Source organism: Roseinatronobacter bogoriensis DSM 18756 (assembly GCF_004366635.1).
Lineage (GTDB): Bacteria > Pseudomonadota > Alphaproteobacteria > Rhodobacterales > Rhodobacteraceae > Roseinatronobacter > Roseinatronobacter bogoriensis.
Map to the genome: position 1 here is coordinate 38,466 of NZ_SORN01000012.1, position 20,434 is coordinate 58,899.

The window sequence follows — 20,434 nt, forward strand, 5'->3', positions numbered from 1 at the left end:
GTACCGATGCATCTGCGGAAACTCTCGAAAGCCATCAATCACGTAGAGACTTCAACCAGCGGCAACGCGCTGCTCGCGGGCGTTGCGAAGCCGGCGTCGGTGAACTCGATGCGCGGAAACATTCCGCCGAGCACATCATTTAGCCATCCGCCGTGCAGGAGAGGGCAGACGGCGAAGCAGCACAGCCGGGATTGAGATAGCTCTTGCAAATCGCAGCGAACAGCGAACTCCGCGGCGCCTGTGTAAAGATGGCAGGACGAAGGCTTTGCTCAGACTGAACTAACTTGCCGAAATGAGAATTCGTGCGAGGTCGTCCGGCGCGTCGATCATGACGTCGTGGCCACTGTCAACTTCGAATGTTTTCCAGCCTTCGCGCTTCTTCGCGAGCTCATACTGCTTGGCGATCTGTGAATTTCCCCAGTTCGTGGCGTAGATATAGGTATGTTTTGCAATGAGGTCTGCATTGTTTCCGATCTGAATTCGTTCGGTCAGGGTCTTGAAGGGATGCCCGGTCAGCCGCTGATTCACCATGGGGCGATCCGCCTTGTTCACATTGAAGTACCAGGCTGGTGGCGGCGGGGTCAGTTTGTAGCCCCGGCCAAACAGCCAGACCGAGAGCAGGATCGGCAGCAGGCGCCAGCCGGGAAAAACATAATCGTTCATGCATTTTCCGCTCTCGGGCAGGACGGAATCAAGGAAGACAAGATGACCGATCCGGTCCGCAATTCGGTCAGCAACGCCGGCAATGACCATGCCGCCATAAGAATGACCGCACAAGATCACATCATTCAGGTCTTCCCGTTCAAATAGATCGACCACCTCGTCAATATGTGTGGTCAGGTTGATCTGGCGCGCATCCATGGACGCACGCTCGGCCAGTCCGGCGAGTGTTGGGGCAAACACCTGATGGCCCTGTGATCGAAGAATCGCTGCGACGCGATCGTAGCACCAGCCACCGTGGCTTGCGCCGTGGATCAGAACGAAGGTCCTAGCGGTCTGGGACAGAGTGGTCATGCATGCCTCCTGAGTTTGCCCACCTCTATGACTGATCGCTTGATCAGTCAACACTGATCGTGCGATCAAACAGACCGATTCGTTTGGAGGCCCTGCAATGCCGGAATTGCGCCCGACTTTTCCACAAGGCGACGCCCGCAATACCATCGTGGACGCCGCGCTCACCGTGTTCGCGGCCAAGGGGTTTCATGGCGCTGCCACCCGCCAGATCGCTCTAACGGCAGGCGTTTCCCAGCCGCTTCTGCTGCACCACTTCCGGAGCAAGGAAGCGCTGTGGCATGTTGTCGGGGAACAGATTACCGCTGACTTCATGGCCTTTATGACCGACGCAGTAGATGTGAATTTGCCGCCGGAGGACGCCATCACCACGATGCTTCGCGCTTACCTGAACTTCTGGAAAGAACGGCCACTATCGTTCCGGTTCAATCTCTGGCGACGGTTGGATGGACTGCAGGAAGAACGCCTCTCCCGCTCCGAGACAATGACGCGTCCTGTCGTTGCACTTATGCAAAGCGCTCAGGCTTCCGGTTTTATTCGAAGTGACCTGCCGCCCGGCCTCGCTGCGATCATGGGCGGTGCGATGGTGCAATTCTGGCTTGATAGCCAGCTGGAAATCCGCGCGGCCCTTGCAGTGACAGGCGATGAAGGTCTCTCTGATGAGGACATCATCGAGCACATCGTGCGCCTTCTTCGCACACCAAGCTGACGAAGCTTGTTGGTTCCACCAGAATCGCCCGTGGGAACAGATGCTCGGTAGAATTGCTGCGCGAAGCATGAGCGTCTTGATCGCTGACGCTGCACCGCGGCGTGGCATTCGTGCTGAGCGTCACCAAAGGGCCGAGCACTCCGATCAAGCAGTCGTCTTCGCAGAGGGCGGACTGCAGACTGTGACATCGCGGCATTGCTGCCGCAGAAAACCGCGAAAGCAGTCAGTCGATTTACATGCGAAACACCCCGCCCCGAAAGCTATCTTTTGGAGTGCGAGGGCGCTCGAAACCGCTCCATCACTGCGCATATTCCTGCATGCTGCCCAACAACACCCCCGTCATGCTCAGGCTGGATATGTCCGTCACCGCAGGATCAAAACGGATACCCTCTTCGACAAGCGTATCGTTGCGGTTGATGTGGCTCAGATCGGCCTCGCTATCCATGAAGAACCATCTGGGCTGATTTACGCTTTGCAGCCCCACGGCCGCGCGCAGAACCTCAAGCGCATCCAGCGCAGTGACCTGGCCATCTTGGTTGATGTCAGCCGCAATGAAGTCCATCGGCGAGGCTGGCCCCCAACTGGGCGAGAGCCCGACAGCCAGACGCAACACGTTCAGAGCATCCAGCGCCGTGACATTGCCATCCGTCTCCGGGATGTAGTCGCGCGATGCTGTAATGCGGCCTGATGCGCTGGCTGCGGTTGCGAGATCGAAGCCCTCTGCAGTGTTCGCTATATCAATCGCTGTTGACCCATCATCAGGGGTAAATGTCACCGTCATACCGTCCAGCGTCTCGCCAGATCTGCCTTGGATCGCGCTTTGGGGCATTATCGTGCCGTTGGGCTCTGGTGTGGCGACATCTGCACCCAAGATGGTGACGGTGATCGTCTCGCTGGCCGTGCTGTCGAAGCTGGTGACGGTCAGGCTGTCAGTGACCTCGGCACCCTCGGGCAGGGCCTGCACCGCGTCGGCATCGTTGTCGAGCGTGTAGGTCCAGGCGCCGCTCTCGGGGTCGAAGGCGAAGGCGCCGTAATCGCCCGCCAGCGCGGCGGGATCAATCTCGGCAAACCGGTCTTCGCCTGCATCCGGGTCGGTGACTGTGAGCACGCCCGTGGTCGTCTGGCGGGCCACATCATCCTCGACCACCAGCCCGGTGCTGTCCCCGGCGATGCTGGCCGGGTCATTCGTGCCGCGGATGGTCACGGTGATAGTCTCGCTGGCAGTGCCGTCGAGGCTGGTCACGCTCAGGCTGTCGGTCACCTCGGCGCCCTCGGGCAGGGCCTGCACCGCGTCCAGGTCGTTGTCGAGCGTGTAGGTCCAGACGCCACTCTCGGGGTCGAAGGCGAAGGCGCCGTAATCGCCCGCCAGCGCGGCGGGATCAATCTCGGCAAAGCGGTCCTCGCCCGCATCCGGGTCCGTGACGCTCAGCACGCCTGTGGCCTGCGCGCGGTCCGCATCATCCTCGACCACCAGCCCGGTGCTCTCGCCTGCGATGCTGGCGGGATCGTTAGCGCCGCGAATGGTCACGGTGATCGTCTCGCTTGCCGTGCCGTCGAGGCTGGTGACGGTCAGGCTGTCGGTGACCTCGCCCCCCTCAGGCAGGGCCTGCACCGCGTCTAGGTCGTTGTCGAGCGTGTAGGTCCACGCGCCGGTCTCGGGGTCAAAGGCGAAGGTGCCGAAGGTGCCCTGCAACGCGCCCGGCTCCGGCGCGCGGAAGCGATCCTCTCCTGCATCGGGGTCGGTGACCGTTAGCACGCCCGCGACCTGCACGCGCTCAGGGTCATCCTCGACCACTATCCCCGTGCTGTCACCGGAAATGCTGGCCGGGTCGTTGACGCCAGTCACGGAAGCTCGGATCACCAGTTCTGACGTGTCACCAACACTGTTCGAAACGACGAGCGTGAAAAGATCGTCTTGGCGCTCACCCTCGGGAAGATGTACGGCCATGTCTGGATTATAGCTGAAAACGCCGTCGTCGCTTATCTGAAGCGTTCCTAGGGTCCCGTCATGCAAACTGTCTTCCTTGACAGGCATGCCGTTCACGCTGAGGACGGAGAAGCCAGTATCAATGTCAAAGACGCGGCCTTCAATCACCGGTCCGTCCTGAATCGCTGACAAATCCAAATTGGGAAGCAGGGTCGGGTCTGGAGCGATCTCACCAAGGTAACGGATTTCCGATATCTCACCGACCACCGTTACCTCGAAAGCCTCCGGGATGAACTCTCCATAAAGATCGATATGGAACGCGATTTCGCTACCTTCGGGCGTAATTATCAGGCGAGTCTCTGCAGTATCAAAGGCCACGTTGTGGTCGGCCAGTTCGATCCCTTCCACGACAATGACGTCGCGCGTTGTCAGATCGAGGATCCGGTCGCCATGCAATTCCTCCAGCGTTCCGATGATCCGGTTGCTGCCACCGTTGAGGACCACCACGTCATTGCCAAGCCCACCACGGAAGAACTCATCCCCGCCCAACCCAATCATCAGATCGTTACCATCACCGCCGATGTAATTCAGCGTATCCAGATTGAAGGTTCTGATCTGGGTGCCCGTGGCGCCCTCAGCGCCTGTACCGTCATCAAGATAAAGCCAGCGCTCGCCTTCCGCCATAAGAGAGAAATTGGCCGTCCTCGTTCCGAGCGCGAAGGTTTCGGCCTGTTCGAGCGTGATCGTTTCCGGATCAAGGCGCGTCCTGCGGACACCAGAGCCCCAATTGGAGATCAGCAGCGGGCGCCAGGCCGCCGCAGCCATCTCCCCAACATCCAGCGCCGAGATGTCGAGCGTCAGTTCGCTGTGCCCCTCACCCCCGCGCACCACATTCGTGCCGCCAAGCGCATCAATCCCCAGAGAAACCGCCAGATCCCCGCTGCCGCCAGTGACCTCATTGCCATTGCCGAGATCGCGCAGTGCAATATCGGCGTTGCGCGAGGCTGACAGGTTAAGGCGGTCCCCGCCATGAGTGCCGCGCACATGGTAATCGCCGTCCCCGCCGGTGATCCGGTTCTCCGCCCCGGCAAGCGTGATGCGGTAATCGCCATCCCCTGCAACGATCTGGTTCCCACCCCCGGCGAAGGTGAGCGTGTAATCCCCATCGCCCATATAGCCCAGCAACCGATGGACGCCCTGAACTGTCCAGCCATTGGCCAGTTCCGTCTCATCCTCCAGCGTTGTGTTCAGGTCCCAGATCACATCCGCTACGAAGTCGCGCCAGTCGACATACACTGTATTCGTCCCGCCGCCCCCGATCGCGCGCGTTACGTCATTGCCGAACAGGATCAGCAGGTCATCACCGGCGCCGCCCTCGTAATGCAACCTGTCCAGATCGAATGTCCTGACTTGCGTGCCCGTGGCGCCTTCATGGCCTGTGCCGTTATCAAGGTAAAGCCAGCGCTCGCCTTCCGCCATAAGAGAGAAATTGGCCGTCCTCGTTCCGAGCGCGAAGGTCTCGGCCTGTTCGAGCGTGATCGTTTCCGGATCAAGGCGCGTCCTGCGGACACCAGAGCCCCAATTGGAGATCAGCAGCGGGCGCCAGGCCGCCGCAGCCATCTCCCCAACATCCAGCGCCGAGATGTCGAGCGTCAGTTCGCTGTGCCCCTCACCCCCGCGCACCACATTCGTGCCGCCAAGCGCATCAATCCCCAGAGAAACCGCCAGATCGCCGCTGCCGCCAGTGACCTCATTGCCATTGCCGAGATCGCGCAGTGCAATATCGGCGTTGCGCGAGGCTGACAGGTTAAGGCGGTCCCCACCATGAGCACCGCGCACATGGTAATCGCCATCCCCTGCAACAATATGGTTATCGCCTGCATGGAAGGTGATATCATAATCCCCATCGCCCATATATCCGAGGAGCCGATGGATGCCCTGCACCGTCCAGCCATTGGCGAGCTCTGTTTCATCCTCCAGCGTTGTGTTCAGGTCCCAGACCACATCACCTGTCAGATCGCGCCAGTCGACATACAGCGTGTTCGTCCCGCCGCCACCAATCGCACGCGTAATCCCTGGACCAAACGGGATCAAGACGTCGTCACCCGCGCCGCCCTCGTAGTGCAGCTTGTCAATGTCCGTCAGTCGGAAGGCCGTTGTCGGCAATTCGCCAGAAACCGCCACCGTGCCCCAAGTGGTCATCCGGACGCTCCCGGCGGGTGTCTCGTCAAGCCAGAGATATTTCAACCCGGGTTCGTTCGCGAAGGCTTCGGCCTGCGAAAGGGTTACCCCTTCAGGTGTAAGACGGTTCCACTGAAACGTCGGCCCACCACCGACTGAATAACTTGCCGAAAGGGTGACGGGTCTCCAGGATGCAAGGGGGCCTGCATCCATATCCAACTGTGATATGTCAACCACAACCTCGGAAAACCCTTCGCTTCCGTAGACCGTATTGATCCCTCCCAAACTGGCCACGCGGCTGCTCGAACTGCCGGTAATTTGTCGAAAGGACTGCCCAAGATCCTGCAACTCAAGCGAAACACTCAGATCGCCGCTGCCGCCAATGATCGTGTTACCGTTGCCCATGTCGCGAAGCGATATATCCGCGTTGCGCGAGGCAGCGAGATCCAGACGATCACCACCATGATTGCCACGCACATGATAGTCGCCATCACCTCCAACGATATGGTTGTCAGCTCCGGTCAGGGTCAGCCGGTAGTTCCCATCTCCAGCGACAATATGGTTATCGCCTGCATGGAAGGTGATATCATGATCCCCATCGCCCATATAGCCGAGCAGCCGATGGATGCCCTGCACCGTCCAGCCATTGGCGAGCTCTGTTTCATCCTCCAGCGTTGTGTTCAGGTCCCAGACCACATCACCCGTCAGATCGCGCCAGTCGACATACAGCGTGTTCGTCCCGCCGCCACCAATCGCACGCGTGATCCCTGGGCCGAACGGGATCAAGACGTCGTCACCCGCTCCGCCCTCGTAGTGCAGCCGGTCAATGTCTGTCAGTCGGAAGGCCGTTGTTGGCAATTCGCCAGAAACCGCCGTCGTGCCCCAAGTGGTCATCCGGACGCTCCCGGCGGGTGTCTCGTCAAGCCAGAGATATTTCAACCCGGGTTCGTTCGCGAAGGCTTCGGCCTGCGAAAAGGTTATCCCTTCAGGTGTAAGACGGTTCCAATGGAACGTCGGCCCACCACCGACTGAACCTGTTGCCGAGTAGGTAACTGGTCGCCAGGCTGCAGGTGCATCCGGATCCATATCAACCTCTGATATGTCGATCACAACCTCGGAAAACCCTTCGCTTCCGCGAACCGTATTGATCCCTCCCAAACTGGCCACGCGGCTGCTCGAACTGCCGGTAATTTGTCGAAAGGACTGCCCAAGCTCTTGCAACTCAAGCGAAACACTCAGATCACCGCTGCCGCCAATGATCGAGTGGCTACCGCCTTCGGGAGCGAGAACCTCATTCCGCCCTCCGAGCGTGTAAATCGTGGAACTGTCCGCACCAACGACAAAGCGGTCGTCGCTATCGGTTCCGATATAGGTGAACCCCCTTTGACCGGCATTGTTCAGAAGCCCCCGCAGTTCACTGGTCACCTCTGAAACGCGCGAATCGATATGCGACTCGATGCTGGCAATGAAAGCTTCAAAACTCTCTGGGCGCCCGTCGCGCGCATGCAAGTCAAATACACTGCGAGCAGAACCCAGCACTGCCCCGCTGATCCCCGTCGGATCCTTGCTGGTGATGAGACTCGCCGCGAAGCTGTCAACGTAGGATTGCCACAGGTCTGTTTGGGGCAAATTGCCTTCGACACGCTCAATCTCGCCTGCCATTGCAGCAACTGTATAGAGATTTGCGATTGCCGATGCAGACTGCGTGTTGAAATCAGACCATGTGATCTCTGTATCGGTATCCGTGATTGGCCGCAGCTCCCCTATACGGCGTGCGCCAGTCTCGGGATCCACATCAACATCAGCGACAAATTTCATGAAATAGTTTATGAGATCGGCGTTCAAGGAGCCGCCGAAAGTCCCGAGCATACCGTTATAGGCAATGTCGGCATTTCGCGCGCTGACAGTCAGCGCGGCAGTAACCCCCCCCGCCAATGCCGACGTCGTGGCTGTTAAGCCAAGACTGACGCCGGCAGCCGGCAATCCAAGGCCCGGAATGACAGAGACTGCGACAGCCACCGGGGCACCGGCCTGAACGGACCCGGCCGCACTCGCAAGACTGCCCCCAGCCACTTCACCAGCATCTGACCACCAGCTATTTGTTTCAGCGGTCCTTATCGCGGCACGGAAGGTTTGGTCAGCCCTGATCGCGCTGTCGAAGAACTCTGCATTGCCGTCGTTACCCCAGTGTTCGACCGCGCGCATGTGGAAAAGCGCTGTCAAGGCAGTTCCTGCCAGCGCAGCATTACCTGCAACAAAATCGCCGCTTTCGATCATCTCAATTTGAAGAGCTGATAATTCATTGTCGAAATTCGCGAAATAATCTTGGCCATCAAAGGTGAAACGGATTGAATATTGATGCATTCTATCACTCAATAAATATTTTCAAATTAATTGCCTAAGGCATCATAGTTATATCGGAAGAATCTCCCTTGCCTGCTGTTCAGAACCGTCCCAAGCTGGATCTGCGTGGCGCAGTTTGCGCTGCGGGTCGCATTGCCCTTTGCCTAGAGGCACGCGGCAAGCGCGGTGGGTAGGCGTCTCGCCACTGGTGGGAAACAGCTTTCGGCGGTCGGAAGCTTGATGGGAGGGGATTCATTAGGTCTTTCGCATGTTGTTTGGTTGCCAGTTACACATGGACCTTTGACCCAAGGCGGATCGCTTGACGAAAAGAACGCCCAACCCGTTGGGCTGAGCGCTCGATGGTGCTGAAAAAACTTGCTTGAAATCTCGGGCGGGCCAGCGGCACTAGCGCAGCCGCGCCGCGCATGACCGTTTGCAGAGTGATCCCTGATATCGACATTTCATTTGAATCGTACTTCCTGTCATAGGTTTGCGCTGAATTGCGCGGGGTTAACCGTGCAAAAAATACGCCCCTTTGGCCATATGTGGCTTCACACATGTGGCATTTATGTCATGCCGTGCAACCAACCTGCGCGGCGGGCGACATCCTGCGCGGTGCGCTCCAGATCCAGCAGGCGCTTGTCGGGCAATTCAGGCTGCCCAATCAGCCCAAGGCCTGCGGCAAGGCTCAGTGTCTGGCGCTCGTTCTGGGCGAAAAGCTTCTGGCGCACGCGCTCCATGTGCTGGCCAACCGAGTTTTCATGCGCGTGCCCTGTGATCTCGATGATCTGCTTGTCACGCAGCCCTTGAGCACGCAGGGACAGGATCTGAAGATTTGCTTCGGTCAGTCCAGTCGCGGCGATGATCTCTTGCCGCCAGCAGGCGATATCGTGGAACTGGCGGCACAGTTCGACGACAATATGGCCGTGGCGGGCGAAGCGCGCATCATGTTGATCGGGCGTCATGGTCGAAGAGTGAAGCCCCATCCCGCCAACCAGACCCCGCGCGCGCAGAGACAGAAAGAACCCTGACTTCAGAAAATCTCTTGCGCGGTTCGGAACTTCGGAGAAATGATCCGGAATTTCCCCGCTATCGGCTGCGCGAAAGACCTGCGATTGAAGCAATATCCCTTCACGCAGAGCAACATGAAGCACAGACAGGTCTTTTGCGCCCAAGGCATCTGTTGTGTAGGCTTCCATCCATTCGGGATGTAGCCCGCTGTCTTTGAGAAGAAAACGGGACAGCAGAGCTTCCATCGATGTGAAATCAAAGCCGACCCCATAGGTGAAGCCGTCATATTGGAACTCGGCCTGCAGGAAATCCGAAAAGAGAGAGATGCGCGTGTCGAGGTCAGGTTCCTCGCGAATCCGCGCCATCAGTTGAATTGCGTCAAACATTATCCGCCCGATTTATGCTGAACCTACGATACCCAGCGGAAAGGACATATCAACCCTTGCGGTTCCATAGAGTGCAAATCAACGCAAGTATCACGCGTGGCGACCTCTTGCGCGTTCCGCGCTTCACGACCAGAACTGCACAAATTTGCGGTAAATATGCGACCTACTCAGGCAGCCCATGGCCAGTCGCAGCATCAGGCCTCGATGGCCGCTTCAGCGAATTCCGCGTCGCACATCTAGTTCGCCCTGAATAATTCCCAACACCCTGATTTTGTGTGTGAAATGGTCGTTTTCTGTCGCCTTTGATTGCAGGGTTTTGTATGATTTCAGCCGAAACCTTGCAATTTCGGGGTAGGCGATGAAGGCGAAACCGAAAGGGCCAGAGCAAGACGATCTGTTTCGCGCGCGGTTGGTCGAAATCATCGACATGCGCCATGAATTGGTGAAGCTGGCCGCGCTGATTGATTGGGAGTTTTTCGAGTGCGAATGGGCGGGGTTCTTTCCGTCCGAGGCTGGCAGGCCTGCCACGCCGTCGCGCTTGGTCGCCGGGCTTCTCTACCTCCAGCATGCCTACCAGTTGTCCGACGCGGCTGTCATCGCGCGCTGGGTGGAGAACCCCTACTACCAGCATTTCTGCGGCGAGGTGTTCTTCCAACACCGCCCACCCATCGATCCGTCATCGCTCACGCGCTGGCGTAATCGCATTGGCGAGGAAGGCGTGGAATGGCTGCTCACGAAGACCATCGAAGCCGGACGCGCCTCCTGGGCCGTCGATGACCAGAGCCTCGAGCGGGTTTCCGTCGACACCACGGTGATGGAGAAGAACATCGCCTATCCGACCGATGCGCGCCTTTACGAGCGCGCGCGCCAGAAGCTGGTGGCGCTGGCCCGTGAGGCAGGTGTCGAGCTGCGCCAGAGTTACGCACGGCTTGCCCCGCGCCTGGTGCGTCAAGTCGGGCGCTATGCCCATGCCCGCCAGTTCAAGCGCATGCGCAAGGCGCTGCGAACGCTGAAAGGCTATACAGGCCGGGTCATGCGCGATCTGCGCCGTCATCTCAGTGGTATTCCCGCAGGCCCCCTGCGCGAGGAAATCTGCGACGCGCTGGTGCTGACGGGGCGGCTCCTGGACCAAAAGCCCAAAGACAAGAACAAGATCTACAGCCTGCACGAGCCCGAGGTCGATTGCATTTCCAAGGGCAAGGCGCGCGTGCGCTACGAGTTCGGCACCAAGGTGTCGGTCGCCGCCACCATCGCGGAAGGCTTCATCGTCGGCACCCGCTCGATGCCTGGCAACCCCTATGACGGCCACACGTTGGCGGACGCGCTGGACCAGGTCGAAGTGCTGACCGACATCCGCCCCGCGCTGGCCGTAGTCGACCGAGGCTATCGCGGCCATGGGGTGACGCGCACCCGCGTGCTGATCAGTGGCATGCGCAAAGGCATCACGCCGATGCTGGCGAAACTCCTGCGACGACGCAGCGCCATCGAGGCCGAGATCGGACACATGAAAACGGACGGCCGACTGACGCGATGCCCGCTGAAAGGCACGGCAGGCGATGCGATCTTTGCCGTCCTCTGCGCCTGCGGCCACAATATCCGCAAGATACTGGCCCACCTGAGGGCCATTTTGGCGCTGTTCATCGCTGCCATGCTCAGCGCTTTCGGGCAACATCCAGAAGGTCAACTCGCGCCCGAGGCTGCCTGAAAGGATTGTTCAGGGCGAACTATCTAGGGGCCGCTCCGGGCCGAGTTCGCCGGACAGCAGACTGCGAACTTGCAGCGTTGCAGCCGCAGAAAATAGCGAAGGCAGTCAGTCGATTTATATGCGAAACACCCCGACCCGAAAGCCATCGGTCAGAGTGCGAGGGCGCACGAAGCCGTTCCATCACTGCGCATATTCCTGCATGTTCCCCAACAACACCCCCGTCATGCTCAGGCTGGACATGTCCGTCACTGCTGGATCAAAGCGGATACCTTCTTCGACCCGCGTATCGTTGCGATCAATATGGCTGAGATCGGCGTCGCTATCCATGAAGAACCATCTGGGTTGATTTGCGATTTCCAGCCCCACGGCAGCGCGCAGCACCTCTAGTGCGTCCAGCGCTGTAACCCGCCCATCCTGATTGATGTCAGCCGCTATAAAGTCCATCGGCGACGTCGTTCCCCAGCTGGGGGAAAGGCCGACAGCCAAGCGCAACACGTTCAGCGCGTCAAGTGCTGTCACATTGCCATCGGTGCTTGGATCGTATTCCTTTGACCCAGTTATCCTGATTTCACCGGCGATCTCCGGCATGAAGGTAACGCGGCCATCTTCATCCGTGAGCCCCATTTCCTCAGATATCTCATCGCTTTGATGCATATGAAGCGTCACCCCCGACATGCCCATCCCAGAACGATCCGAGACCGTGAGCACGTTTTCAACAGCAAGGCTCACATCCATATCCGCAAAGCGAAGCGTTTCGATATTTGTAAGCGTATCAGTTCCGTCATGATCCGGGGTTGTCGCCGCGTCCCGCAAATCAGTGACGATAGTGATGCCCGTGTTCCGATCCGTCTGGATGTCATAGTTTTCACGCGCGCCGCGATACACCGCGATATCCTGCCCTGCGCCACCGATAAGCGTGTCATCGCCAGCGCCACCCGTCAGAACGTTATCGCCGCCCATCGCGCGCAGGGTGTTGTTTCCGTCATTCCCGACAAGGATGTTGTCCTGAATGTTTCCTGTCGCATTCAGGTTTTCAGACCCCTGAAGATGCAACTCCTCCACATGCATCGGCAGTGTGAAATCAACCCATGCCCGGATGATATCATGGCCTTCGTCGAAATACTCGATGACCCGATCCTCGGTCGAGCGCACGATATACAGGTCATCGCCCGCCCCCCCATACATCACGTTCTGACCACCGCCGCCATCCAGCGTGTCATTGCCATCGCCCCCGTCGAGCGTGTCATCCCCAAGCCCGCCGATCAGCAGATCATCCCCCGCACCGCCCCAGAGCGCCTGACCAGTATCATCGGCCTGCAAGGTGTCATTCCCGTCAGTGCCCACCAGATCGAACAGCACCTCAATATCACCATCCAGCGTGATGACGATTTCGCCATCCTGCTCTGTGATCATGGGCGTGTAGCCGTCATAATCGCCCACAAGGCGGAAAGAGTAATCGATGTTTCCGTCGAGGTTTTCATCCACATCCACAATGATCGAGCCAGTGCGGAAGCTGATATTTTCCGCCGTCAGGCCAGAGGGCAGGCCCGTCAGGCGGATTTCGTCGCGGCTGTCGAAACCCCAGATTTCGACAGAATCGGACTGCAGGACATTGGCCGAAAGGGTAACGCGGTCAATGTTCTCAGGAGTAGCAACAACGACAAGCGCCCCAGACTCTCCCTCCGCGGATGATGGAACATGGTTCACAAAACGGGGGTCGTCGTCCTGCTCCGGCCGCGTGAACCTGTAGGACCCGCCGGTCTGGTCGGTGATGGTTCTGATATGCCCGTCACCACGCTCGCCAATCCATTTGTCCGCCCAGAAGTCGCGGATAATGACGCTGGAAATGCCGCCGGAATTCTGCAGCGCATACGTGAATTTCAGATCACCGCTGCCATTTAGGTCGCGCACGCTATCAGGACTGATTACCCCCGGCACATGCGCAGTAGAATTAAGACCGCCAGTGTTTACGATAACGGTTGTTGAACCCACACCTGAGCTAGCCGTGTAGGTGTCGTTTCCGTCACCGCCGAGCAGGTAAACCAAGGATTGATTCTTAGCGCCAGCGTTAAGGCTATCATCCCAGTCGGTGCCGAACACAACGGCATTACGTGTTCCTACTGTAACAGAAGTTGGTGCTCCTAAAAATGTTGTGTCTCCGGCTGTTGAAGGACTGCCCGCGATAAAGATGTCGGTTCTATCTATATCGGAGGCATCAAAGTTACCATGGTACCATGTCCCAAAGCCTGAATAGTCTGGATTTGTAAAGACTATTCGATCAGCCTCGCCTATGAGGCGGCTTAGCCCAAAGTCATTTATTCCATACACTTCCGAAACAAGGCCTGACAAGTTATGAGATGCGATAGAGTAATTAAATGGAATATCGATCTGAATCCATTGATTTGCCGGAGCGACAAAGCTGGACCATGATATATCTTGGATGTAGTTATTCAGATCGTCAGGCGCAGGCCTCACAGTGAGAAAGAAAGCTATGTCTATCAGATATCCTGCAAGACTACCTATGATATCTTCTGGTTTAAAATCTCCATACTTAAAGTCATATGCGTTCTCGAATTTAGTATCAAGAAGCGCTAACAGCGCAGGCGCTTGATTATGATTGCTATCATGCATACCAGAGGCAATTACCCGCACGGTATTTGCATTATCGTTTATGTCGTGCGCATCTTTCAAAACCTTCTTGTAGGCACCGCTTAACCCAAGAGAAAAGTCCCCTTGCAGATATAGGCTTTGAACAGCCATTGAATGGTTATATAGTAAACCACTTACCGACCCATTATTCAAGTTATCGAGCTCAATTGCCAAGTTGTTTGGTGTTGTAATCCTATCATTTGCCTCACCCAAGAACTCGCCGACTATTCGAGAGCTGTAGACATTATCAAAGTTAAAGTCGTCAACACTTAAATTAGCTGGCCTCCATGTCTGTATCATTTGATTGTGCGGCCCGGTGGCGAACAACATGCCATCTAAACTTTCTGCTGCAGCAATATATCCGGCAAGCATTCCTCCCAAAGAATGTCCGGTGATGGCGAGATCGTCGTGTGTAATATCTTGCCGAGACAAGATAGTGTTGTAGAAACCAATTGCCGCATCGAGGTGGCTCTTTGGATTCTTAGTTGGCAAGCCCGCGCCCAGTGGTAACGACACATTGATAAGCTCGCCGTAATCTTTCAACCACCCCCAACTATCATCGGTACCTCTATAGGCGATGATCACACGACCGGTTTCGATCTCACGATATGCAGTTGCCTGCATACCACTATCAGCCAAGGCATCGCCAAATTCATCACGCATATGTAGGAGCGGCACCGGATTGCCCCTGTAATCCACTGGCAGCGGCCCGAGCCCATCATAGCTTGTCAGCAAAACTTCCCACCCCTCGGCCGGACGAATGGGCGTGCCAGGATTGTCGTTCCAACGATCCCCGTTATAGGCATCCAACGCCATATGCGCGAAGAGCATGATATCCGCAGGCTCATCATAGCTAAACACCCAAGGCCGATGGTTGATCGTCCAATCAAATGTGGCGGTCGTCTTGCCGCCCCGCCCGTCATCTGCTGTGACCGAAACAGTATAAGTTCCCGGCGATCCCGCGACATTGCCCGACAGGGTCCCATCAGGATGACCTGTCACGCCTCTTGGCAAGCCAGAGAATTGGATGGTCAGATCATCGCCATCGGGGTCCTCGAAGAAGTTCCGCAGGTTCAGACCAAGATCGGCGATGTCGATGCCTGTCTGAGTTTGCAATGGTGCGAAAGATGCATCGGTTTGCGGGGCCGCGTTGATATCGCGATCCCCTAGTGAAACAACCTCTCCCACAATCCGATATGATGCATCCGCGTGATCTGCATCACCGCTCTCGATGCGGATCAGTTTCAGATCACCATCCGGGAGCGCCAGAACCTTCGCGACATCTGACGCATGGGTTTCCAGAACAATCGTCTGCGGATCAGACACGAAACGACCCACCAGATTTCCGAAGCTGGTTTTCCAATGCATCAGAATGTTGTCATCGACCAGCACGGCACCGGCGTCGTTCAGGTCGTTGGACGCAAGCTGCCCGAAGCTGAGCGTTCCAGATGTCGTCTCGCCATCCGCATTGATCACAGCCCCTTTCAACTCGCGCGTGCCCTGCTCGGCCCAAAGCACCACTGTATCGCCGTTGGGCAACTCAACTGTCTTGAGCTGCGCGGCAGATGTGAGCGGTGTCTCTCTGAAGCCAAGCGTGAAATGGCTTGAACCGCGCTGCCCCTCAGGTGTCAGCACACTGGCCATGATCGCGCTGCCAACGCCATTTTGGCCAATGTCGTGCCAAAGCAGAAGAAACTCCCCATCATCCCGCGTGATTACGCGAATGGCCGATGGGCTATGCGTCCCCGCGCGCGTCAGGTCATGTATGACCGGGTCACTGCCATCAAGATTGTTGAACTTCATCTGCATCAGGCCGCGTTCCGCAGAGAACCAAACCTCTCCGGAGTCGCCCGAAGGAAATACGAAAAGACCAGCCCTGTCAGCACTCGACGCATTGGCCCAAGGCGCATCACTTTGCCAGATAAAGCTCTGCAGTTGGGTGCCCGTTTCGGAATACTGCTGCGCACCCCATCCCATGTCGCCGGTTACCAGATTGGGGGTCGGGCGATAGAGCATCCAGAACGAGCCGTCTTCGAGCCCTGAGAAGCTCAAATCCGGGCGGTCGAATCCGATACTATTGTGCTCCCATGTTCCAAGGAACATCGATGCGCCGAGATCCCCGTCGCTCGACAGCATCCGCGCGTGGATATTCGCGCCCTGAACCCAGTTCAGCAAATGCCGCCCATCGCCCAGATCATCCACCCGGAAATCTGTGCCCGCTCCAAGGATCAATTCATCCCCCACAGGCCGTCCTGCTGCGTCAAGGAACCGCCCGTTGACGCTGTCACCCTCTCGCCATGTCAGCAAAGTGCCGGTGTCGAGGGCGATAGCCTGCAGGTCGGTCTGGGGCAGGTTGGTATTCTGGTCGATCACGACAGGGCCGTCACCAGCGCTGATGCTCCACACAAAACTCGCGCTGGTCACGCCGCCCCGGCCATCATCGGCGGTGACGGTGACGGTATATTCGCCCGGTTCGGCAGTGATGATCCCCGTCAATTGGCCGCCATCGGCGATCACGCCTTCGGGCAGGCCGCCAAAGGTGAATGTGAGCGGGTCACCATCGGGGTCGAAGAATTGGGCGGCGATGTTGATATCAGCTTCGTCGCCTGCCTCGGAAGCGACTGCCGCCACCAGATCCGCCACCGGCGACCGGTTTGGAAGCGGCTCGGGCGCAGGGCCGGGCTGCCCCTGTCCGGTTTCGGACGGTGAGCCAAAAGGAGATGCCAGACCGATGACGCCACCAGACAGGCTGTCAGCAACATCCGGCATCTGCGTTCCAGTGTCACCCCATGTAACCACGGAGCCATCGGATCTCAGCGCTGAAAATGATTCTGCTGTAGCATAAATCGTAGTAACGCCGCTCGACAGATCTGCCGCGACACTGCCTAGATCGCCGCCCCGGTCAGGATGGCCCCAAGCAATGACCGCGCCGTCCGTGGTCACGGCGGCAAAGGCGTATTTGTTGGAATAGATCTTTTCGACACCGCCGGGGATCTGCATGTTGCCGCCATAATCGACATGCCCCCATGCCACGACAGCGCCGTCATTCTTCAGCGCAGCGAAAGCATGAGAGTTCGAGTAAATCCGCGCGACCGAGTCGCCCAGATCAGCGGCCACGCTGTCGAAGGAAATATGCGGGTATGGCGGCGCCTCTTCGCCATCCTCCAACAGAAGCAATGAGAATATATACGAGGGGTCATTCTCGACGAATCCCCAAGATATAACAGAGCCATCGCTCTTGAGCGCGGCAAACGCAGCTTCCGATGCTGTCACCGACACGACGCCAGAAGACAGCTGGTCTGCGAACTCACTCGAATCACCTCCGTAATTGGAGCTACCCCATGTGATCAAAGCGCCGTCAGAATCTAGCGCAGCAAAAGCACGCTTATTCGAATACAGCGCGACGATACCGCTTTGCAGGTCCTGCGCGACTGCGGAAGCATTGCCCTGCTCAGAGCCACCATTATCCCATGCGACCACGCGACCATTCTCTGTCAGTGCTGCGAACGCAGTCGATGCGGATGTGATCCAGACCACGTCTTGCAAATCGGGCGCGACATCGGAATAACTCGGCGCATCGCCCAAAAGCTCACGAAATAAGTCCTCTAGGTCAGACCCCGTTTCACTGGGCAAGGGTTGCCAATTCCAAGATACGACAGACCCGTCACTTCGTATTCCGGCGAACTCTCTGCTGCTGGAGAAGATTTTGACAAAGTCATCGGGCAACACGCCGTTGTTGCCATAGACATGCAACTCGTAACCATCTGCCCCCCAGACCACGACGGATCCGTCCTGCTTCAGTGCCGAAAATGCATCGCGAGAGGTGGATATGCTCTGCACGCCAGAACTCAACTGCTCGGCGACTGCATCTGAATTGCCCCCAGCCCAAGAACCGCCCCAAGTCATCACCGCCCCGCCCCGAAGCGCAGCAAAGGCGTTTGACGTCGCGTAGATCGCCTCGACCCCAGTGACGATTTGGCCGCCCGCATCGGTCAGATAGCCGTCATCGAAACTTCCCCAGATGAAGACACGCCCATCGTTTTGAAGCGCGGCAAATTGGTGGGCATGGGGAAACTGGCTGCCAGTGCCAGTTGCCCAGACTGACCCGTCGCCCGGGCCCTTGAAGGCAGCAACAATATTGGATGGGGTTGTCCACGGGTCGCCGCCGGGGACCGTGTCATTGGGGTCCTGCGGGGCGGGATCGCTGTCCCCGCCCCCATCATCGGGCTCGCTGCTATCCTGTCCGGTTGTGCCAAACATCTGTGCTCGGATCGCCCAGCCGTCGGGGTCGCCCCCGGTTTCGCTGCCGTCCTGCCATGCGCTGACAACCCGCCCGTCGGCCAAGACGGTCGCTACTGGATAAGCCTGATCGCCCGCGACCGTGCTGCTGAGGACGAAATTCGACCCGACCTGCGCACCCGTTGCGTCAAAGATCTGCGCGCGCGCAGCGGTGCCCGAGGTATCCGCCCCGGTCTGGCTGTTGTCAGTCCATGTCACCATGAACCGCCCATCCGGCAGCGCGATGACGTCACTCACAAGAAAATTGCCCTGTTCGGCCTCGTTCACTTTGACTGCGGCACGTATCGTGTTGCCATATTCGTCAGACAGCATCATCCTGATCGCGACAGGATCAAGGGAAAGCCCCCCTGTTGGCTGCAACTCAGTCCAGGCAATGACATAGTTGCCATCCCCTGTTCGCGCGGCGACAAAATCGGTCAACGGCCCGTAGCTGGTGTCGAAGTCCAACAAGTACTCCGCGCCTGACTTGGTCCCGTCTGAATTCAGATGCTGCAAACTCAGGTGAAAGCTAAGGTTCTGATCATTCCAGATCACCGCAGCGCCGGCATCGGTAGCGAACAGATGCGGGTTGCTGTGGTGGCCGGACCCGTCGCCGATGATGACCTCACCGGTCGCCTCGAATGGTGCATTCAGATCGAGCGTGATGGTCCCGATGGTCGAGGAAGTGGCCAGTTGCGCCCGATCATGCAGGTTGACCGTGAACAGCACTTCACCGTCAGTGAGCTGAACACCCTGGAGATTGCTGTAAAAGGGACCGTCAATGCTGGGAGATTCGACGATGGTGAAAGGCTGCGTCACACTCTCGCCCTGCGCGGAAAAGACCTGCCCTTCCATATGACGCGTGTGCAGGTATCCCAGCCCGTCGCGAACACCCCGCACCCATGTGACCAGAACATCCCCGTTCTGTAGCGGTACGAACCCGATGTCGTGGTACCCCCCATTCTGGGAGGTACCGGGGTTGGAGACCGTGATCTCACCGCCGCGCGTCTCGCCAGATGCCGAATAGAGCTGAAGCCGGACCGTTTCGGACTGTTGAAAACTGTTCGGCCCACTCAGATCGGCCCAGCCAACCACATAGCCACCACCTGTTAACGCAGCGATAGCCGGACGCGACTGGTCCCCAGCGGTGTTGGAATTGACAAGAAACTCTTGGCCCGGGGTCAAATCTGGCATGGGTTTACCTTTGAAGGATAAGAAAACGCTGTGCGATCGCGTTTTGCATGGTCGGGGACAGGGCTATTGGTGCGGCACCGCACGGTGGGCGCGCAGTTCCACGCGTACGGGTGGTTTGAGCGAAAGGTGGCCTGAAGGTGTGGGGCGATCTGTACGGTGCAAGAAAACACGCGTAGAGTGCAGGCGTTTAAAGTGTTCCCGCAGAACCCTCTCTGCGGTGCGCGGACCCTTGCGTGAGACAGGGTGCAGAACTTCTTCTTCAAATGCCGTTTCGTAATCAAAAACAAATACCAGAAATCGCAACCCTACAATGTTAGATAACCATTTCTGTCAGTTGTGTAAACTGACTTGCATTGGCCTGAGGGCCGCTCACCCACAAGCTTCCCCACATCGGGGCAAGGCCAACACAACACAGTCCACCGCGAAGCTGGAGAATCGATCGCTATCGAAACCATCAAAGCCTCGACAGTGGCACCCTCTGCGTGGGCAGAGCCAGCAGAATGATCTTTCCCCGCCCGCCGAAAGAGGTACGCTGCGCAAGCCACGAATGACCGCTTCGGTGGATGCAGCACAGTGGACCGACCGTCGGCTTTGGGCCGGGCACGTCGATCCCGTCGCAATCTTCGCAGCGGGCCAGGCATGCCAGCGGTAGATGCTCTCCACGAGAGGGTCGTCACGCCAGTCCAGGACACAGCAATCCCCCGGGGCGCCGCAAACATGGCTCGCAGGAATGTACAGGGTGATCCGTCCAGAGAGTGACAGCCCAAGCATGAAGGGGACAACAAGAGAAAAAAGGTCGATCCCGAGAAAACCGGAATATCAATCCAAGGTCAGGGCCCCAGGGCACGGGTCCAGCACGTTGCTGGTCGCAGCGATAAGTCCCATCCGTAAGGTGGGACTTGTCGCGAGAAGGGGTCAAGGGGGTTTCCCCATTGCGAACGGGTTTGAACCGCCCCGGGTTTACCGGAGGGCAAAACTCTCGGAGAATTGCCCATTATGGAACAGAATCGAAAGAAGACCTCAAAGCCGTATTCACCTGA

Annotated in this window: 6 protein-coding genes; 2 read left to right on the top strand and 4 right to left on the bottom strand. The window is 57.9% G+C overall.

Translation table 11 applies throughout. The features are described from left to right. Positions 1-279: 279 nt before the first annotated feature. A complete protein-coding gene (locus tag EV660_RS17110; RefSeq protein WP_071479100.1) occupies positions 280-1,014 on the bottom strand; it encodes an alpha/beta hydrolase in 735 nt (244 codons plus the stop codon). A gap of 97 nt (positions 1,015-1,111) precedes the next feature. Between EV660_RS17110 and EV660_RS17115 the strand changes: the two genes are divergently transcribed. Further along, the gene (locus EV660_RS17115) at positions 1,112-1,720 is read left to right on the top strand and encodes a TetR/AcrR family transcriptional regulator (RefSeq protein WP_071479099.1); all 609 of its coding nucleotides are present in this window, start codon (positions 1,112-1,114) and stop codon (positions 1,718-1,720) included. 298 nt (positions 1,721-2,018) lie between these two features. Here the strand turns inward: EV660_RS17115 and EV660_RS17120 are convergent, their stop codons facing one another. Then, a complete protein-coding gene (locus EV660_RS17120; RefSeq protein WP_071479098.1) occupies positions 2,019-8,192 on the bottom strand; it encodes a VCBS domain-containing protein in 6,174 nt (2,057 codons plus the stop codon). Between the two features lie 545 nt (positions 8,193-8,737). Next, positions 8,738-9,568, bottom strand: a complete 831-nt coding sequence (locus tag EV660_RS17125) for a helix-turn-helix transcriptional regulator (RefSeq protein WP_071479096.1) — start codon at positions 9,566-9,568, stop codon at positions 8,738-8,740. A 358-nt stretch (positions 9,569-9,926) separates the two neighbouring features. Here EV660_RS17125 and EV660_RS17130 point away from each other — a divergent pair, with 358 nt between their 5' ends. Beyond that, positions 9,927-11,273 (top strand): IS5 family transposase, encoded by a 1,347-nt coding sequence (locus tag EV660_RS17130; RefSeq protein ID WP_071479095.1) that lies wholly within the window; start codon positions 9,927-9,929, stop codon positions 11,271-11,273. A gap of 180 nt (positions 11,274-11,453) precedes the next feature. Here the strand turns inward: EV660_RS17130 and EV660_RS17135 are convergent, their stop codons facing one another. Beyond that, positions 11,454-19,394, bottom strand: coding sequence for a putative Ig domain-containing protein (locus tag EV660_RS17135; protein WP_071479094.1), 7,941 nt, complete (start codon positions 19,392-19,394; stop codon positions 11,454-11,456). Between the last annotated feature and the right edge of the window lie 1,040 nt (positions 19,395-20,434).